This is a genomic window from Mesorhizobium sp. M7A.F.Ca.US.011.01.1.1 (genome assembly GCF_003998295.1).
GTDB lineage: Bacteria > Pseudomonadota > Alphaproteobacteria > Rhizobiales > Rhizobiaceae > Mesorhizobium.
On the sequence record NZ_RZRT01000083.1, the window covers coordinates 1 to 18,587 of the forward strand.

General features: G+C 63.7%; 8 protein-coding genes. 6 read left to right on the forward strand and 2 right to left on the reverse strand.

What is annotated here, in order from left to right; genetic code table 11:
- Window positions 1-223: 223 nt before the first annotated feature.
- Together EOA13_RS34135 and EOA13_RS34140 are read right to left on the reverse strand one after the other, a co-directional pair.
- Complete coding sequence (locus tag EOA13_RS34135) at window positions 224-1,468, reverse strand: Xaa-Pro peptidase family protein (RefSeq protein ID WP_127297634.1); 1,245 nt, start codon at window positions 1,466-1,468, stop codon at window positions 224-226.
- Between the two features lie 67 nt (window positions 1,469-1,535).
- Window positions 1,536-2,102 carry an invasion associated locus B family protein gene (locus EOA13_RS34140; RefSeq protein ID WP_245490566.1) on the reverse strand — a complete coding sequence of 189 codons (567 nt, stop codon included), beginning with the start codon at window positions 2,100-2,102 and terminating at the stop codon, window positions 1,536-1,538.
- A gap of 257 nt (window positions 2,103-2,359) precedes the next feature.
- Between EOA13_RS34140 and EOA13_RS34145 the strand changes: the two genes are divergently transcribed.
- The 6 genes from EOA13_RS34145 (at window position 2,360) to EOA13_RS34170 (ending at window position 18,418) form a co-directional block, all read left to right on the forward strand.
- Window positions 2,360-14,749: a hypothetical protein gene (locus tag EOA13_RS34145; protein WP_206535346.1), complete on the forward strand. Its 12,390-nt coding sequence runs from the start codon at window positions 2,360-2,362 to the stop codon at window positions 14,747-14,749.
- A 217-nt stretch (window positions 14,750-14,966) separates the two neighbouring features.
- Window positions 14,967-15,467 (forward strand): tail fiber protein, encoded by a 501-nt coding sequence (locus tag EOA13_RS34150; RefSeq protein WP_127297636.1) that lies wholly within the window; start codon window positions 14,967-14,969, stop codon window positions 15,465-15,467.
- Window positions 15,468-15,479: 12 nt separating this feature from the next.
- Entirely contained in the window at window positions 15,480-15,986 is a 507-nt protein-coding gene (locus EOA13_RS34155; RefSeq protein WP_127297637.1) for a tail fiber protein, read from the forward strand.
- A 9-nt stretch (window positions 15,987-15,995) separates the two neighbouring features.
- Entirely contained in the window at window positions 15,996-16,520 is a 525-nt protein-coding gene (locus tag EOA13_RS34160; protein WP_127297638.1) for a tail fiber protein, read from the forward strand.
- Window positions 16,521-16,549: 29 nt separating this feature from the next.
- On the forward strand, window positions 16,550-17,866 hold the full coding sequence (locus EOA13_RS34165; RefSeq protein WP_127297639.1) for a hypothetical protein: 1,317 nt from the start codon (window positions 16,550-16,552) through the stop codon (window positions 17,864-17,866).
- Window positions 17,867-17,869: 3 nt separating this feature from the next.
- The gene (locus tag EOA13_RS34170) at window positions 17,870-18,418 is read left to right on the forward strand and encodes a GNAT family N-acetyltransferase (protein WP_127297640.1); all 549 of its coding nucleotides are present in this window, start codon (window positions 17,870-17,872) and stop codon (window positions 18,416-18,418) included.
- Window positions 18,419-18,587: the final 169 nt, after the last annotated feature.

Genomic DNA, 18,587 nt, shown 5'->3' on the forward strand with positions numbered 1-18,587 from the left:
TTCAGGTTGATGGTTCACCGGTGGGAAGGGACCGAGCCATGCCACGGCCTGTCCTCGAAAGGACGACCAGGATCCCCTCGGTCTCCTTCCCACTTCAGACATAGCATGGGAACAACACACAGGATCCTCGGGTCTCCGCGACGGAGCTTCGCTCCTGCTCCGCCCGTGGATGACCAAGGTGGGGAGGCTTCGGCCAATCTCCAGCGTGCAGACTCAAAGCCGGCTATCCAATCCTCTCCAACCGTCTCGGCAGACGATTCATGGCAACAGGCCCGTCCGGTGTGATCAGGAACTGGTCCTCGAGATTGAAGCTGGCGAGGCGGTCTATGTAGAGCGGGATCTCGAAGGCCAGCACCATGCCGGCTTCGATCACGACATCGCTGTCGGCCGCAATGAACGGCCATTGCTCCGAGAAGACGGACTGGCCGACGCCATGGCCGAAATGGCCGCGGCGGTAGGTACGCAGCCCTTGCCGCGCCAGGCTGTCGGTGGCGACGCGATGCACTTGGGCGAGCGTGGTTCCCGGAACAAGGGATGCCAGCCCGTCGTCAAAGGTCCGCTCAGCGATCGCGTGCAGTTCGGCCTGCTCGGCGGATGGCGGTCCGAAGGTGAAGTTGCGCGACATGTCGGAGGCGTAGCCGCCGACCGTGCAGACCATGTCGCACTTCAGCGGATCGCCCGGCATGGCTTTCACATCGGTGCTTTTGAGCCGGGCGCCGAGCGTCACATATTCGGCTGTGGCGACCGGATGGGACAGGCCGGCCGCGGCCGTGGCGACGCCTTGCCGATAGAGGGCAATGAGATCGGCCTGACGCATGCCGGCCATGGCATCGACCTGCAGCCGCTCCAGCCCGGCCTCCGACAGGATGATGCCTTGCTGCAGCAGATCGATCTCGCGCGGCGACTTGACGGCCCGCAGCCTGTCCAGCACGGTCGAGCCGTCGACCATCGTGCAGCCCGGCAGCAGCGCCTGCATGGCGGAGAAATCAGCGGCGGGAACAAAATCGAGATCGACGCCGATCGTTGCGCGCTCGAGCCCGAAGCCGGTCAGGATCTGCTTCAGCTCATGGACGGAATTGGCCAACTCGAATGTAGCGGGCCGGGTAATGGCAGGCGTCCAGCCGGACGAGCCAAAGCCGGCCACTATGCGCCGCGCCAGCCCTTGCGCTGGCCTCGAGGCGTCAAACGTGGCGAATTCGATCCAGATCGGGTGGCTGCGGATGACGGCGTCGGGCAGAGCCAGTTGCAACTGTCCCGCATTGAAATCCGCCACCACCACGCCGATCGGCAGGCCTTGGCGGGCCGGGATGACGACGAAGCCGGCGCCGGCGCGCCGGAATAGTCCCGCCGGGCCGATCGAGGCGCCGGTCGCATAGTGGAAGGCCTCGGGTGCGCACAGCACCAGCGCCGCGATGCCCGCGCGCTTCATCAGTTGCGCCGCGCGCCTGCGATCGACAAAGCCTGTCATGATTTCCTCACTGTTCGAAGCGGCAACGAAGCACTCCGCGCATCGACAATCAAGCCGCTGACAGCAGCTACTTGATCGATTCCAGCTTGGCGACGGCGGCCGTGAAGCCAGCCAGCGACACCGGGATGGTGACCGGCTTGCGGGTGACCGATTCCATGCCGATGTTCAGATTGGTGCCGGACTTCATTGCCTTGATGAGATCCGCCGACAGCGGCGTGGCGGCATAGGCGCCGTTCTGGTCGCTGGTCTGGATGGCAATCGTCGTCTTCTGGCCCTGGTCGATCTGGAAGGAGGCGCCGGACGGCAGGAACAGGCCGTGTGGCAGGGCAAGCAGCATGGCGAGGCTGCCATTGCCGTTGTCGCGGCGCACGGTCACGGTCAGCACGCGCTGCCCGGTCTTGGCCTCGGTCAGGTTCTGCGAAACCTGGCACTGAAGCTCGCTGGTCGCCGAACCGCTGGAGCAGTTCACTGCCCATGGATTGGCATCGGCCGGTTTTGCATTGCTTTCAGCCGGCTTTGGCTGGGCCGGCTTGGCATCTTCGGCAAGGGCTGGGCCGGCGGCCAGACCAAGCCACAGGGCGGTCAGCCCCGCGGCCACGCCAAGTAAATTAGGCTTTGCTAAAGTAAATGCCATGTTGTTTTGCCGGATGCCTTGCATGTTTCCTCGCAGCGCCCGGTATTCTCCCGAGCACGGCTTGATACAACACTCGCGACTGTTCCGAAAGCCGAGCAGGAGGCTAGCAAGCCGGCGAAATTACTGTGGCTTTTCGGATACAGCGAACAATATTGCAGGAGGCCTTCAGAAATCGGAGCGCCCGAGACTCGCTATACAATAGAATTCGAGTAAGAATCTACACGGGGCGCGTGTAGTCCCCGAAGGACTCGCCAGGGATGGGAACTACCGAGACTTCTCGGCAAGTTGGTGAGATAGCGGCGCGTGGGGAGGATTTCCACGTTCGCGCCGGCTATCGCCGTTCGGCAATCGCCAGGCATCTCTGGAAGACGACGGCGCTGACGACGCTGGCGCTCGGCCTTTCCGGTCTGGCGGCCCATGCCGATCCGAACGGCCTGTGGCAGCCGCAGATCCGCGCCATCATCGGCGCCGACAACAATGGCGGCAACGCCGCGCTCGAAGGTTTCATCCCGCTCAAGCAGACGGCCGAATCCGTGCTGTTCCTGGATGTCCGGGCCAAGCACGATTTCAAGGATGGTTTCGGCCAGGATGTCGGCCTCGGCATTCGCCGCATCGTCAACCCGGACCTGATGATCGGCGGCTACGCCTACCTCAACATCGAGAACTACAACTCCACCCAGTTCACCGCCGCCACGCTGGGCGCCGAGGCGATCACGCCTCATTTCGATGCGCATGTGAACCTCTATCTGCCGATCAAGGGCGATTCGACGGATCACTCGGCCAGCTCGACCCTGTCGATGGTCAGCAACCAGCTGATCGAGCAGATCTCGGTCATCGACCACCGCGACTACGCGGCGTGGGGCATCGAGGGCGAGATCGGTGCGCAGGTGCCGGTCGCCCTGCCCGACAAGCATTCGCTGCGGCTGGATATCGGCGGCTATCATTTCGAGGATCCGCATGGCGACGACGGCAGCGTCGCCGGCGCCAAGGCCGGGTTCGAGTATACGATCGGCGATGTCTTCGGCAGCAACACGGAACTGGTCTTCGCCGGCGAGGTCCGCAACGACAATCGCGACGACACCCAGTTCGCCGGCAGTGTGCGGCTGAACATCCCGTTCAATCCTGGCAGCGGCTCGGACAATGCCGCCAATGGGGCCGACAGCGGGGCGGAGCCGGTCTATCCGGTCAGCGAAGGCCTTCGCAAGCGCGTCAACGAACGGGTGCGTGGCGACATCGGCGTCCGCGTCCAGTCACAGACGCTGACCGGCGGCACGACCACGCGCATCGCCATCAACGCCGCCACCAATGCCGCCTTCGGCAAGTTCTATTTCGCCGATGGCGGCCTCGCCGGCGCCGGCACGCTGGCCGACCCGACGACGCTGGACGACGCCGTGACCAAGTCGGGTGCGAACGGCTTTGTCGTCGCGCTTGGCGGCAACGGCAATCTGACGACCGGCGGCGTGACGCTCGCCAATGGCCAGACCGTCATCGGCGGCGGCGAAAGCGTCACCGCCAGGCTGTTCGGTGGCGGCACCAGCACCTTCAACCTGGGCGGCAGCGACGGCACGATCCAGGGCACCAACGTCGCCAACCCCGTCATCACGCTGGGCAACGGCAACACGCTCAACGGCATCACCATCACGGGCGGCGCCGACGGCATTTTGGGCAACAACATCACCGGCGCGACGCTGACCAATGTGACGGTCACCGGTGCGGGCGGCAACGGCGCCGACTTTACGGGCAGCTCGACCGGCATCACCGGCTCCAACTTCACCGCCACCGGCAACGGCCTCGATGGCCTGCACATCGACGGCGACGGCACCTACAATTTCACCGGCACGACGCTGCTGCAGGGCAATCTCGACGACGGTCTCGATATCACCGGCAAGGGCACCTACACCTTCGCCACCGTCAATGCGCAGGACAATACCGACCGCGGCATCACCGTGCAGGGCACCTCGACCGGCGGGACGTTCACCAGCACCGGCGGCACAATATCGGGCAATGGCGGCACCGCCGTCTTCATCGATCCGATCACCGCTCATGTGGTGCTGGACTCGATCAGCCAGAGCGGCGGCACGTCGGGTGTCGTGCTCGAGAATGTCGTGGGCGGCTTCACCGTCAACGGTGCGACGACGATCTCCGACACGACCGGACCGGCGATCGCCATTTCGGATTCGCCGGCGACGATCCGCTTCGGCGACATCAGCATCACCAACCCCGGCGCCGACGGCATCTCGTTTGCCGGCGTCAATGCGGCGGTGGTCGCCGGCAACATCGTCATTTCCGGACTGGGTGTCGGCACCGGCCTCGACTTCTCCGAAGCCAGGACCAATTTCACCGCGCAGTCGCTCAACATCACCGGCACCGGTGCGGCCGGCTCGATCGGCATCGACCTGACCTCACCGAGTGTTGGCGGGGCGGTCATCACCATCACCGATGGCGGCGTCATCACCAATGTCGATACCGGCGTGCGGCTGGGCATTGCCGGCACGCCGGGGGCCACGGCCAACGCCGAATTTACCTTCGGCGGCGATTCCAGCTCCATCTCCGGCATCACCGCCTCGCTCGATGCGCGCGGGCTCAATGAGGGCAGCGGCCACTACGCCTTCGGCACGACACAGTTTACCGGCCCGCAACTTTACGATCTGCACAACTATATCTTCGTCGCGGCCGGGGCTTCGGGCGGCGGCACGTCGATCACCGACCTCGCCTCGATCGATTATGCCGACAGCATTACCGCCAGCGACGCCATCATTGTGCTGGTCAACCGCGGCACAATCGACGACGCCACCGGCTTCTCGCTGAGCGACGGACAGGAACTGGCCTCGTTCGGCAACGGCCGTGAGTTCTCGCTCGGCGGGGTGCCGTTGAATGTCACCGGCACCAACGTCCATCATGACGAATCCATCTCGGATTCCGCAGGCGCGGCAACGCTGACCAGTTCCGGCGGCGGCGATGTCGTGACGCTGGGCAACGGCAACACGTTGCTCGATTTCAATATTTCCGGTGGCGCCGCCGCCGGCATACACGGCCTGGGCATCAATGGCCTGACCGTCCAGGGCGTGACGGTCAGCAATGTCGCTACCGGCCTCTTCCTCGATGGAGTGACCGGTACGGTCTCGGTCGACGACCTGACCGTCCAGACCGCATCTCAAACCGGCATCGCGCTTGTCGGTTCGAGCGCGAGCGTCAATTTCACCGGCAACACCAAGATCACCAACGCCACCAGTGCCGCGCTGTCCACCAACAATTTCGACGGCATCGCCACCTTCGACGATCTCGACATCACCGGCGGCGGCGTAGGCATAGGCATCGTCGGCGGTTCCAGCGGAACCTTGACCTTCGGGGTCGGGAGTTCCATCGCCAACACGAGCAGCAACGCCTTCTCCATCAGCAACTCGACGCCCAACGTCACCTACAACGGCACCATCAACCAGACCGCTGCTACCAGCGCGGTGACGATCTCCGGCATGAGCGGCGGCAGCGCCACATTCGGCGGAGCGATCACCGCCAGCACCGCCACCGCCTTCGCGATCAACCTGAGTGGCAACACCGGCGGCACAATCAAATTCACCGGCGGGCTGGATCTGACCACGACGATCGGCACCGGCTTCAGCGCCACCGGCGGCGGCACGATCACAGTCGCGGCCGCAGGCACGGAGCAGATCACCACCGGCACCGGCCACGCGATCTATCTCGACGGCGTCACCATCGGCACCGGCGGCATGGCGTTCGACAGCATCACGACAGGCGTTGCGGCAGCCACAGCGCTCAATTTCAATGCCGTCTCGGGCGGCCAGTTCCTGGGTGGCAATGTCACTATCGGTGGCACCGGTGCCGGCATCAACGGCGTTGCAATCAACGCTTCGTCATCGACCTTCACCATCACCAATCTGGTGACGACCAATGTCGCGGGCACCGATGTCGGCCTGACCAACAACACGGGCTCGATCACGATCCTCGGTGGCACCATCACCAATTCGGGCGTTGGCGACGGTGTCGTCGTTTCCGGCGGCAGCGCGACAATCGGTGTAGCGGCCAACATCTCCAGCTCGGCAACCGCGCCAGGCACGGCGGTCAAGGTCGACGGCACCACCGGCGGCTCGGTGACCTTCAGCGGCAGCATCACCTCGACCGGCACCGGCAATCTTTTCGCGATCGGCTCGTCGCTGCCCCCGGTCGGCGGCGCGATCAGCTTCATCGGTTCGACGCTGTCTGCGACGGGCGGCGGTGGCGCCGTCGTCACCGGCCTTGCCGGCACCGCGACGCTGAACGTCACAGCTCCGCTGTCGATCACCGGCGCGACGGCTACTGGCCTGGCCGTCGCCAATGTCGCCAGCACCGCATCGGCGACCTTCGGGGCGGTGACCGTGTCGGGCGCCACGGGCAATGGCATCGACATCACCAACAATGCCGGCGCCGTCACCTTCGGCACCACCAGCGTGACGATGGGTTCGACCGTCGGTCCAGCCGGCATCAACTTCGCCCTGACCAATGCCGATGTCACCTTCGGCACGACCAGTGTGACGCTGGGCGCCGGCGCCAACCAGACCGGCATCGACTTCAGCGGTTCGTCAACGACAGCCGATTTCGGCGTGACGACGATCACCGGCACCGACGACCTGACCTCGCGCGGCATCGACCTGTCGTCGACCATCGGCAACAAGACCATCACCTTCCTGCAGGGCTCCAGCATCTCGAAGGTCGGCGTCGGCGTCGAACTGTCGTCCGGCGGCACAACGGCGACCTCCGCCAACGCCAATTTCACCTTTGGCGACGGCAATGCGGGCGACGGGCTGGAATCCTTCATCAGCGCGACCGCCGGCGGCTTCACGGTCAACACGATCGGGCTCGATCCGACGCTCGGCAATTATGATTTCGATGACGTCGCCTTTACCGGCAACGCGCATCTGGCCAGCGCGGTCGGCGCGGTCGTCATGATTTCCCAGGGCGGTGGCGTGATCGCCGCCGGCACCAACGGGCTCAGCGCCGCGGTGACCACGGTCACGGCCGCTCAGGCCGATGCCATGACCGGCACACTGACCTTCGCCTTTGTCGGCACCGTCGATCTCAGCGCCACGCCATTCACGCTCGATTCGGGCCAGTCGATCACCGGCTTCGGCAACGGCGGCTCGATCCTCACCTCCGGCACCATCCAGCCGATCAATGTCCAGGGCAATCTCGGTGCCACCGGCGGCAACGTCACCGGCAATGAGGGCGTGGTCAAGAGCACGGGCGGCGATACCTTGCAATTGCTCGGCAGCAACCATGTGCGCGACACCGCGTTCGACTTCAGCGGCGGCAGCGGTTCGGTCTTCACCATCGACCAGAATGCTACCGGCTTCAGCAATGTCGGCGGCATCGTCATCCAGGGCGTCACGGTCAGCAATGTCGCCACCGGCCAGACGGCGTTCAAGGTTGCCGGCCTCGACACCAATTTGTCGATCACAGACAACAACATCAACGTTGCCGGCACGCTGCTCGACGTCGATGGCGGCATCGGCAACATCACGGTCACGCGCGGCACCTTGCCCAACAGCGGACCGGCGGGCACGCTGACCGGCGGCGGCATCTCGATCGCCAACCGCAGCGGCGGCACGGTCGATTTCACCGACAAGGTGACGGTCGGCGGCAATGGCGTCTCGCTGACCGGCAATGCCGGCTCCACCGTCAAGTTTGCGGATATCGACATTTCGACGAACGGCGTAACGGCCTTCACCGCCGTCACCGGGGGCACGATCGAAGTCGACGCAGGAACGATCGATACCGTAGGCGCGCAGGCGGCAATGCTCGATCGCATCACGGCCGACATCCATTTCACCTCCACCAGCGCGACCTTCGGCGCCGGCAACGGCATCGACCTGCAGGGGTTGAGCGGCACAGCTTCATTCGGCACCGGCACGTTGACCAACACCGGTGCGGACACCGCCTTCAATGTTGGTTCGGCGACCGACCTCAGCGGCGGCAACGCTGATATCTCCTATGGCGGCACCATCGTCAGCAACGGCAGCGGCGCTGCGGTTTCGATCCAGGAACTCACCGGCGGCTCGGTGACGCTGTCGGGCAATCTGGTCGACGCCATCAACACGACCGATGGCGGCAACATCGTCGTTGCAGGCATCGACAACGGCACGGCGGCGACGGTCACCTTCTCGGGCTCCAGCAAGCAGATCAGTTCGGGCGCGACCGACGGCGTCAGCCTCGGCGTGTTGGGCAACTACACGGCCGCCGGCACGCTGGCCCCCAACACGGACGGCGTGATCGATTTCAGCGGCGGCGGCCTCGACATCACGACGACCGGGGCGGGCTTTGTCGCGTTCGGCGTCGGCGAACCCTTTGTCCCCGCTAGCAACGGCAGGCTCACGGTGACGGGCGCCAACAACACCATATCGTCCGGCGGTGACGGACTGCTGGTGTTCTCCAGCAACGTTGGCATTGGCGGCATCACCTTCGAAAGCATCGTGGCGAACTCAACCAGCGGCGGCGCCAATGGCGACGGCGCCGGCGTGGCGTTGTCGGGCGTCAATCTCGCCGGCGACGTCAACATCGGCAGCGGCGCCGTTGGTGGCCTGACCGACACGGGATACACGGGCGCCTCGCTGAACGGCCTGTTCGGCGCAGGAGTGGTCAATTTCGCTGGCACGACCGATCTCGACGTCAGCAACAATGGATTCGAGATCAGCGGTCAGGTTGGCACCATAAACATCGCCAATACCCTTGGATCCACCCTGACCATCGATGGCGGCCAGGTCGGCATTGCGCAGATCGGCTTGCAGACCGGAACCGTCAATGTCGGCGGCAATGGCGGCATCGCCAACATCGGCGCGACGACAAGCACCAGCGGTTCGGCCATCACCCTCTCCGGCGGCAACGACCTTATCAATGCGACGCTGAACTACAACGGTTCGATCAAGGTCAGCGCCGGCAATGTGCTGAATGCCGGCGGCGACTGGACCGAGCTGAACATGAGCGGCTCGGTCGTTTCGACGACGACGGTGACGCCGGCGGCGTTCCTGTTCAGTGGCCACGCCAACGGCGTGTACAATATTTCGAGCACCATCGACCACAAAGGTGGCACCGGCGTCCTGTTCAACGGATCGTCCGACGGGACGGTCACCTTCTCCGGCACATCGAAGATATTCGACACCGGCGCCAACGATGCCATCGTCAAGGCGCCGGCGTATGTGCCGGACCCGCAGACCAAGGGCACGCTCAACTTCACCAATGGCGGCCTCGTCATCAAGACCACCAGCGGCGCCGGCTTCACCGCCAGCACCTTCGGTTCGGGGACAGTCAGCGTCACCGGCGCCGGCAACACCATCACCACCGGCACGGGCACCGCGCTGAAGCTTGGCGACGCGACGGCGGTCGTGGCCGGGGCAACAGGCGCGACGGTCGGCGCCGGCGGCATCAACTTCGATTCGATTTCGGCCAATGGCGCGGCGACCGGCATATCGCTCAACAATGTCGGCGGCGGCACCCTCAATCTCGGCGCGGTCAACCTGCAGGGTATCACCGGTACTGGCGTCCAGGTTTCCGGCACGCTCGGCTCGGCGCTGAATTTCGCCGGCCTGACCATCGGGCTCAATGCCGCCAATGCGGTCGGCCTCGACCTCAACGGCGCGGCGCTCGGCGTGAGCAACATCACCGCGGACGATTTCGATGTAGCCGGCGGCGGCTTCGCCGGCACGATCGGCATCGACATGGCCGGCACCACCGGCACCGGCACGATCCAGCTCGGGGACACCGTCAACAACAATCCGGCCGGCCAGAAATCGGCTATCGCCAATGTCGGCTATGGCGTGCAGTTCTCCAGCGCCACCAACGCCAGGCTGGTGTTCGGCGACGGCGCCGGTCCGGCCGAATCATCGATCGCAACCACCGGCGGCCAGGTCATCCACACCACCGATAGTTTGCCGACCAATGGCGACTACAATTTCAACGACGTCAATTTCACCGGCGACGTTTCGAACCTGTCATCGATCAGCGTCTACTACGTCACCGAAGGTGGCACCGGCGACGGCAGCCTCGCCAATCCGGGCAGTTACGTGGGCGCACAGGCTTCCACGGCCAACGTCGTGGTGCTGATCGACAAGAACGTCAACGGCGCCCAGGAAACCATCGACCTCAGCGGCACCACGTTCAGCCTTGATGACGGGCAGGTGCTGCTCGCCTTCAAGAGTGGCGACGCGGCCGTCGATGTTTCGCAGCTCGGTGTCGACACCAGCAGCGGCGCCTCCGCCGCGTTCCACTTCACCACGGTGCAGAACTCGCCGATCATTTCGGCGCCGGGGGGCATCGACACGCTGCGGCCGGTCCTGCAGAGCAACAACGCCACGCAGGTCATCAACCTGGCGACATCAGGCAGCGGCATCTTCACGGGCGGCATCCAGAACCTGATCGTCAGCAATCTCGGTTCCGGTGCGGGCGTTGCCGTCAACGCGACCGGCGCCTCCAGTTTCTTCGTCAGGAACAACACCATCACCGCCGGCGGCAACGCGCTCGATTTCTCCACCACGGGAGCTCCGGCCAATACGCTTCTGCTTTCGATCGACGGCAACACGCTTGGCTCGACCGCGTCCGGACTGGCGGCGTCGTTCACCGGCCAGAACATCGATGCCGACCTGAATTCAATCGCGATCAGGTCGTTTGCCGGCAATACGGCGACCGGCGGCACCGGTGGCGGCATCGTGTTCAACAATGTCCGCTTCGATTCCGACGGCGCCGGCGGCATCGTCAGCTCCGGCACGCTCACCGTCGGCACGACAGGAGCGCGGGTCCAGGGCGACGGTCTCGGCTTCAACAACACCAGCGGCACGCTTGACCTCGGTACGTTCACGGTCGCCAATGATGGTGGCACCGGCGTCATGGTCAGCGCCAAGACCACCAACTTCACGCTGAACAGCAGCGGCGGTTCGGTCGATACTACCAACGGCACGGCGTTCGATCTCGATCCACTGACCGTCAACATGACGCTGACCAGCGTCAGCGCCCTTGGCGGCGCCAGCGGCATCATCTTCGACGGCGTCGCCGGGACCTTCACCGTCACCGGCGGGACAAGCATCACCAACACGACGGGCTTCGGCATCGATGCCATCAACACCAACACTGGCACCTTCAATTTCAACACGGTGACGGTGAACAATGTCACCGTCCCCAACACAGGCGGCGGCATCCGAGTCCAGACCGGCACGCTCAACGTCACCGGTCTCGCCAACATCGACACGACCAGCGGCGTTGGTCTCTCGCAGGCCGGCGGCACAACCAGCTTCACCAACGGCCTGACCATCGACACCACCACCGGCATCGGCATTGTCGGCACTAGCGGCACGATGGGCATCACCGCTACCGCTGCCGCCCAGACGGTCAATTCGACCGGCGGCACAGCGATCAATCTCTCCGGTGTCGCCGCCACCATCGCGCTCGATTCGACCTCGTCGACCGGCGGCGTCAACAATGTCAGCCTGACCAATATCAGCGGAGCGCTTAATCTCGGCACCGGCGCGCTGAGCGGGGCGACGGGCGCGTCGTTCAATGTCGTCGGCGGCACGGCTGCCGTGAGCTATTCGGGCACGGTCAACAATTCGGGCGCATTCAGTCCGGCGCTGAATCTCCAGAGCCGGCTTGCCGGCGCCGGCCTCGTCGCCCTGAGCGGCAATCTGACGTCAAGCGGGCTCGGCGTATCGCTGAACGGCAATGCAGGCGGCACGGTGACGGTGTCCGGCGCCTCGAACAGCTTTACCGGTGGGGGCACCGGCATATCGATCACGGCCAATACCGGCGGCACCTACAACATCAGCGGTGCGAGCTACGCCATTGGCATGAGCGGCGGCGGGCTTGGCGTCGACATTGCCGGCAACAGCGCCCCGGTGACGGTCAATTTCAACGGCGGCGGTCTGGCGATCGTGACCTCGGCAGGCGCCGGCTTCAATGCCACGGGCTCCGGCACGGTCAGCGTCGCCGGCGTGGGCAACTCCATCGCCACGGGCACCGGTGTGGCGATGAACCTGAGCGGCGTCACCGTCGCGGCCACCGGCATGAATTTTTCCTCGACCAGCAACGGCGCCGGCGGCAACAGCGCCGTCGTCCTCACCAACGTCATCGGGTCGGGGACGATCAATCTCGGCGCCGGCTCGTTGGTCGGCGGCAGCGCGGCAACCATCGCTGTCAGCGGCGGCACCGCCAACCTCAACTATACCGGCAATGTCAGCCAGTCGAACAATGCCACCCTGGTCAGCGTCGCGGGCGGCCACAGCGGCACGCTCAACTTCGCCACCGGCGCGCTGTCGGCGACGAACGGCACCGGCCTGCAGTTCGACAATGCGGACGGCATCTACAGTTTCGTCGGCACGACTACGCTGAATGGCGGCAATGCCAGCGTCGACATCCTCAACGGCTCGGGCGGCACGTTCAATTTCGGCACCGGCACCTCGATCATCAGCCCAAGCGGCACCGCGTTCAATGTCAATGGCGGCACCGCCACCGTCACTTATGCCGGCACGATCACGCAAGCCACCGCCGGCCAGCGCATGATCGTCGTCGCCGACACCGCCGGCGGTTCGGTGAATTTCACCACTGCCGTGGCGAACGGGCTCAACGACACCGGCGGCACCGGCATTGTGATCGACGGCGCGGCGGGCAGCGTCACCGTCAACAATGCCAGCCTGACGGGCACGGCCGGCATCACCATTCTCGGCGATTCGACCAACAATGCGACCGGCACCTACACCTTCAACAATGTCGCCATCCAGACCGACGCGGGGGCTGCGAACAATGCCTTCGTCGTCGATGGCGACCAGGGCACGCCAGGCAATGACGACGTCAGCGCGGTGGTCAACCTGAACAATGTCGACATCACCAACCCCGGCGGCAATGTCGCCAACATCCGCGGCATGGCCGGCGGCTCGGTCAATTTCGACAGCGCCAGCACGATCACTCGCAGCGATGGCGGGCTGGGCATTGCCGTGCTCAGCAACGCCGGCGGCACGATCAACTTCGGCGGCGCGGTCAAGACGCTCTCGACCGGTGTTAATGCCGCCGTCATCCTGACCAGCAACCCCGGCGCGACCATCAACTTCACCAATGGCGGGCTGATTATCAACACAACGAGCGGCGGCGGCTTCAGCGCCACGGGCGGAGGGACGGTGACGGTGCAGGGCACCGGCAACACGATCACCTCCGGCACAGGCACGGCGCTCAACGTCGTCAACACGACGATCGGCGGTTCCGGCGTGACGTTCCAGAGCATTTCGGCCAACGGTGGCACCAACGGCATCGTGCTCAACAATACGGGCTCGGGTGGATTGACCGTTACAGGCGTCGGCACCACCGCCGGCTCGGGCGGCACTATTCAGAACACAACCGGGCGCGGCGCCAGTTTCATCAGCGCGAGCAACATCACGTTGAAGAACATGAATTTCACCAATGCCGGCACCGACGATCTCGATGCCGACAATTCGGGGCTTTCGACTGGTGACAACCTCGCGACCAACGCGGCCATCCACCTTCAAAACGTCTCTACGGCGACGCTGGACCGGATCGCCATTTCGGGCGGCGCCGAGCAAGGCATCAACGGCAATACCGTTTCGAACTTCACACTCAGCAACAGCAGCATATCGAATGCCGGCAATGGCGCGGACGAAGACGGCATCCATTTCTACAACATGTCCGGCACCAGCGCGGTCACCAACACCACGATCACGGGCAGCGGCGACGACAACTTCCAGCTGCAGAACCAGTCCGGCACGCTCGCGCTGACGATTTCAGGCGGCAGCTCGACTGGCGCCGTGCTTGGCAGCGGGTATCTGTTCGGCATCCGCGGAACGTCGAACGCCACGATCAACTTCTCGGGTGCCAATTCGAGCAACAACTTCAGCGGTGGCATCGTCGCCGATGCATTCGACAACTCCACAATGAACCTGAACGTCATCAACAGCACTTCGAGCAGCAACAACGATCAGCTGTCCGTCAGCGCCGGGGACAACAGCGATGTGAGCCTCGTCGCAACCGGCAACACGCTGAGCAGCACGGCCACGGGCGACTTCGTCGTGGTGAGCCTACTCGGCTCGGCGTTCGACAACGGCTTTACTTTTGACGCTCGAATTGAAAACAACACCATCACGGTCGCAAACGGGCTGACAGCGGACGGCATAGCGGTATTCAATGCCGGCGGCGGTGCCATGCGAGTCGGGATCAAGAACAACACCATCGACTATGCCGGTACGCAACGCGCCATCCTTGTCCAGACCGGACAGGACGGCGCGGGCAGCATCCTGGCCCAGATAACCGGCAACGCGATTGACATCAAACTGGATGGCGCCGGAAATGCAGTCGCTGGCATTCTCGTTCAGTCGGGCATCACGTCGCCGACGGGAGATGGTTCATCCATCGATCTGAACATAGGCGGCGCCGGTGCTCTGGCCAACACCTTCACGCATTCGGTTGGCGGCACCATGGCGGCCGGGGACATCAGGGTACGTCAACGCAACAACGGAACGATCAACCTTAGTGGCTATGCCGGGGCCCCCACGGATCTCGCCGCCGCCATCGCCTATCTGAACAGCCGCAATACAGTTGTTTCTGCATCAACCGCGACGGCCGACTCGACCGGATTTGCCGGGCTCGCGACGCCGCCGTTCCCATGATGGCGACGCTGATGAGGTAGAAAGGCCACCACTCGGCCGGTTCAGTGCTGTGATCTTGGTACGATGCTCTACAACCTTGGGCATATACTATCTTTCTTCGCCTCTCGCTATTTAAACACTGTCCATTGTTTTTATAAGGTGCTTAGTTTGTTAGAGAGCCAAGTAGACTTCTATGTCGTTCCGTGTATTCTGCTGATATCTAATGAGGGCGCGAGACATGGCCGAGCCATTTCTATCGGAAATCAGGATTATGTCATTTGTCTTCCCGCCCAAGGGTTGGGCACTCTGTAACGGGCAGCTTTTGCCAATCAACCAGAACCAGGCGTTATTCTCACTGCTCGGAACCACTTTCGGCGGTGACGGCCAGGTCAATTTCGCACTGCCCGATTATCGGGGACGTATCCCAATCCACGTCGGGAGCGGTCACACACTAGGCGAGCGCGGTGGCGAGCAAAGCCATACGCTGTCGATTTCCGAAATACCGACACACGTTCACGTTGCGCAGGCAAGCACAAACACCGGTAGTAGCCAGGATGGTGCGGGGAACGTTTTGGGGGTGGTTCCGGGGCGGCTTTATAGCGACTTCGCGAACGTGACGACGCTGAGCCCGAGCACAATTACCAGCATCGGCGGCAGTCAGGCGCATCTAAACATGCAGCCGTTCCTGACGCTGAGCTTCTGCATTGCCCTGCAGGGCATTTTCCCTTCGCCGAATTAAGGAGGCGCGATCATGGCACAGCCTTATGTTGGTGAGATACGCATGTTTGCCGGCAATTTCGCCCCGGCCGGCTGGATGTTCTGCGAGGGACAGCTGCTGCCGATCTCGGAGAACGAGACACTTTTCCAGCTGATTGGCACAACCTATGGCGGCGACGGCGAGAGCACTTTTGCGCTACCCGACCTGCAAGGCCGTGTTCCGCTCCATCAGGGCAGCGGCTTTATCCTTGCGGAGACGGGAGGCGTGGAGGAAGTCAATCTGACAATTTCCCAGATACCTTCACACAGCCATCCGATGGTCGCGTCCCTAAACATTGGTCAAGATACCAGCCCCAGCGGGAAGGTCGTTGCACAGATTGGCGGTGGCGCCTTGCCCTACATCCAGGACACGACCGATACCAACATGGCCCAGCAGGCTGTAACAGCCGTTGGCGGCAGCCAGCCGCACAACAATTTCCAGCCGTATCTTTGCATCAGCTTTATCATTTCACTTTTCGGCATCTTTCCGTCGCCCACCTGAGAGGACATCATGGCTGACCCGTTCGTCGCCGAAATCCGGATCTTTCCGTTCAATTTCGCGCCCAGGGGCTGGGCGTGGTGCGACGGGCAGTTGCTGCCGCTGTCGCAGAACACGGCATTGTTCTCGTTGCTGGGCACGACCTATGGCGGCAATGGCAAGAGCAATTTTGCCTTGCCCGACCTTCAGGGCCGCTCGCCGATGCACCCAGGGCAAGGGCCAGGGCTTTCGCTGCACGATCTCGGCGAGACCGGTGGTACGGAAACGGTAAGCCTGCTCGAATCGGAAGTTCCTAACCACACCCACGCGATGCGCGACCATGACATTGACCTGGGCGAACTCAATGCGCCGTCATCGACGCGAAGCCTGGCCAAATCCACCAACGCAACAATCTATACCCCGGCGACCAACCTGACGCAGATGAGCCCTCAAGCGCTCCCCCCTGCCGGCGGCGACCAGCCGCACAACAATTTGCAGCCCTACCTCACCTGTTATTTCTGCATCGCGCTGCAAGGCGTCTTCCCACCAAGAACCTGAATTCCGAGCCAACAGGCAGGATCGATATCATGGCCAAGAAAGCAGAACCAAAGTCGGAAGCCCCTGCAGCCAAGACGCCGGCGCCGAAGGCCGCTTCCAGGGCCAGTGCCCGCCCGGCGCCGTCCAGCCCTCCGCCCATTTACCAGCACAAGCCGGCCGGCACTTCTTTCTTCGAACTGTCGCGGCTGATGGTGGTGGGGATCGATTCCGCCAAGGGGCAGTTGATCCAGAAGGCGCAGCTTTCGCCGAACGGGCCATGGCCTTCGGCCTGGTCGTTCATCGCGCCCGGCGCCTGGGTGATCATGACGGCGGGCCTCACCAAGGACGGCCGTGTCGCCGTGGTCGCGCAGCCATCGGGAACCACCAATCTGTCCTTCATCACCGAAGACGCCAACCAGATCGGCCCGGTCGAGAAATGGACCGCGCCGATGAGCATCGGCACGCCGCCCGGCGCCACCTCCTATCAGAAGCTTTCGATGGCGCGCGATGCCGACGGCCGCATCGAGGTCTTCGTCACCGACAATCAGGGCCGCATCTGGTGGATCTACCAGAATCCGGACCAGATCGTGCAGGTGCAGAAAACCATCACGCCACCGGGCACGACGACACCGATCGTCGTCACCGTCGACGTGCTGACGCCGCCGGCCAAACCGTGGAGCGACTGGATCCAGATCCCCGGCGGGCTGGTGACGGTTTCGGCGATACGCCAGGGCGACGGCCGCATCGCCCTGTTCGGCATCAATTCGAACCTGCATCTCTATCGCTGCCAGCAGGCGAAGGCGCAGGCCCTGAAGGCCGCCGACTGGACGGGTTGGGTGCAGATCGACACGACCCAGACTGGTGGCTTCATCGAGATGGCGCCGGTCGTCGGCCCGCTGGGCGCCACCAATTTGTTCGCCCTGACCCAGAACGGCCAGGTGCTGCACACCCGTCAGATGCCCGCCGGATCGGATACGTGGACGCGGTGGGCGACACCCGGCTACTCCAGGGCGCCCAACCAGGCGCTTGCCGCCGGCATCCAGGGCGACGGCGATATCGTGCTGGTCGCCGCCGACCAGCAGCACTTCCTCCAATTCAACGCGCAATGGGATGCCTATACCCAGAACTGGTCGGGATGGCGCGATTTCGGCGCATCCCTTCGCTCGACGCGCCTGACGCTCAACTACAATGCCGACGGCCGGCTCGCTTTGTTCAGCCTGGCGCTCATGCCGGACGGCACCAACGGGCTGTGGACGATCAACCAGATGGGCATCGACAGTTCCGAATGGGAGTATAACTGGACGTCGCTGACCGACAACAATCTCAAGCAGATCGTCGTCGTGCGCGACCTGACGCCGCCGGTGTGACGGTTGATTTACGCCAGCGTGGCGCAAGCGAAGCAGGCCCGTCCGGTCTGGCCCCGGTCTGACACGGCCGGGCTCGGCTTTCGCGCTGCGACGGAAGCGGACTTGCCGTTCCTGTCGCGGCTCTATGCTTCGACGCGTCTCGAAGAGCTCGCGGTGACGTCGTGGAGCGAGGCGCAGAAGGCCGAATTCCTCGGCATGCAGTTCCAGGCCCAGCATGCGCATTACCGAAAACACTATCCCGAGGCCGACTGGCTGGTGGTGGAACGCGATAGCGAAGACATCGGCCGCCTCTATGTCGAGCGCTGGCCAAGCCAGCACCGCATCATCGACATCGCCTTCCTGCCGCATCATCGCCGCAAAGGCTACGGCACCGCACTGCTCTGCGACCTCATCGACGAGGCATGGTTAGCCGGCAAATCAGCGTCGATCCATGTCGAGAAGCACAATCCGGCGAGACGGCTTTATGTCGCGCTGGGCTTCGCGGTCGTCGAGGACAAGGGCGTTTATGACCTGATGGCCTGTGCGCCGGGGGGCGGGGCGGCTGGTTTGTGACGGCGAGCATCGCAAGCGGCGGCTCTCACCAGCTTCGTCATCCTAGAGCGGGATGAATTTAGGTTGGGCATAGCCTGCCTCTGTGAAGTAATTTCGGCATTCGGTTGACGTGACGGTGCCGAGGATTTGGCCGATGGCGTCACAGACGGTTTCGACTGTTCGCTTGGCA

Coding starts and splice junctions, on each gene's coding strand:
- EOA13_RS34150 (WP_127297636.1), top strand. CDS start 14,967: ATGGCCGAGCCATTTCTATCGGAAATCAGGATTATGTCATTTGTCTTC.
- EOA13_RS34155 (WP_127297637.1), top strand. CDS start 15,480: ATGGCACAGCCTTATGTTGGTGAGATACGCATGTTTGCCGGCAATTTC.
- EOA13_RS34140 (WP_245490566.1), bottom strand. CDS start 2,102: ATGGCATTTACTTTAGCAAAGCCTAATTTACTTGGCGTGGCCGCGGGG.
- EOA13_RS34145 (WP_206535346.1), top strand. CDS start 2,360: ATGGGAACTACCGAGACTTCTCGGCAAGTTGGTGAGATAGCGGCGCGT.
- EOA13_RS34135 (WP_127297634.1), bottom strand. CDS start 1,468: ATGACAGGCTTTGTCGATCGCAGGCGCGCGGCGCAACTGATGAAGCGC.
- EOA13_RS34160 (WP_127297638.1), top strand. CDS start 15,996: ATGGCTGACCCGTTCGTCGCCGAAATCCGGATCTTTCCGTTCAATTTC.
- EOA13_RS34165 (WP_127297639.1), top strand. CDS start 16,550: ATGGCCAAGAAAGCAGAACCAAAGTCGGAAGCCCCTGCAGCCAAGACG.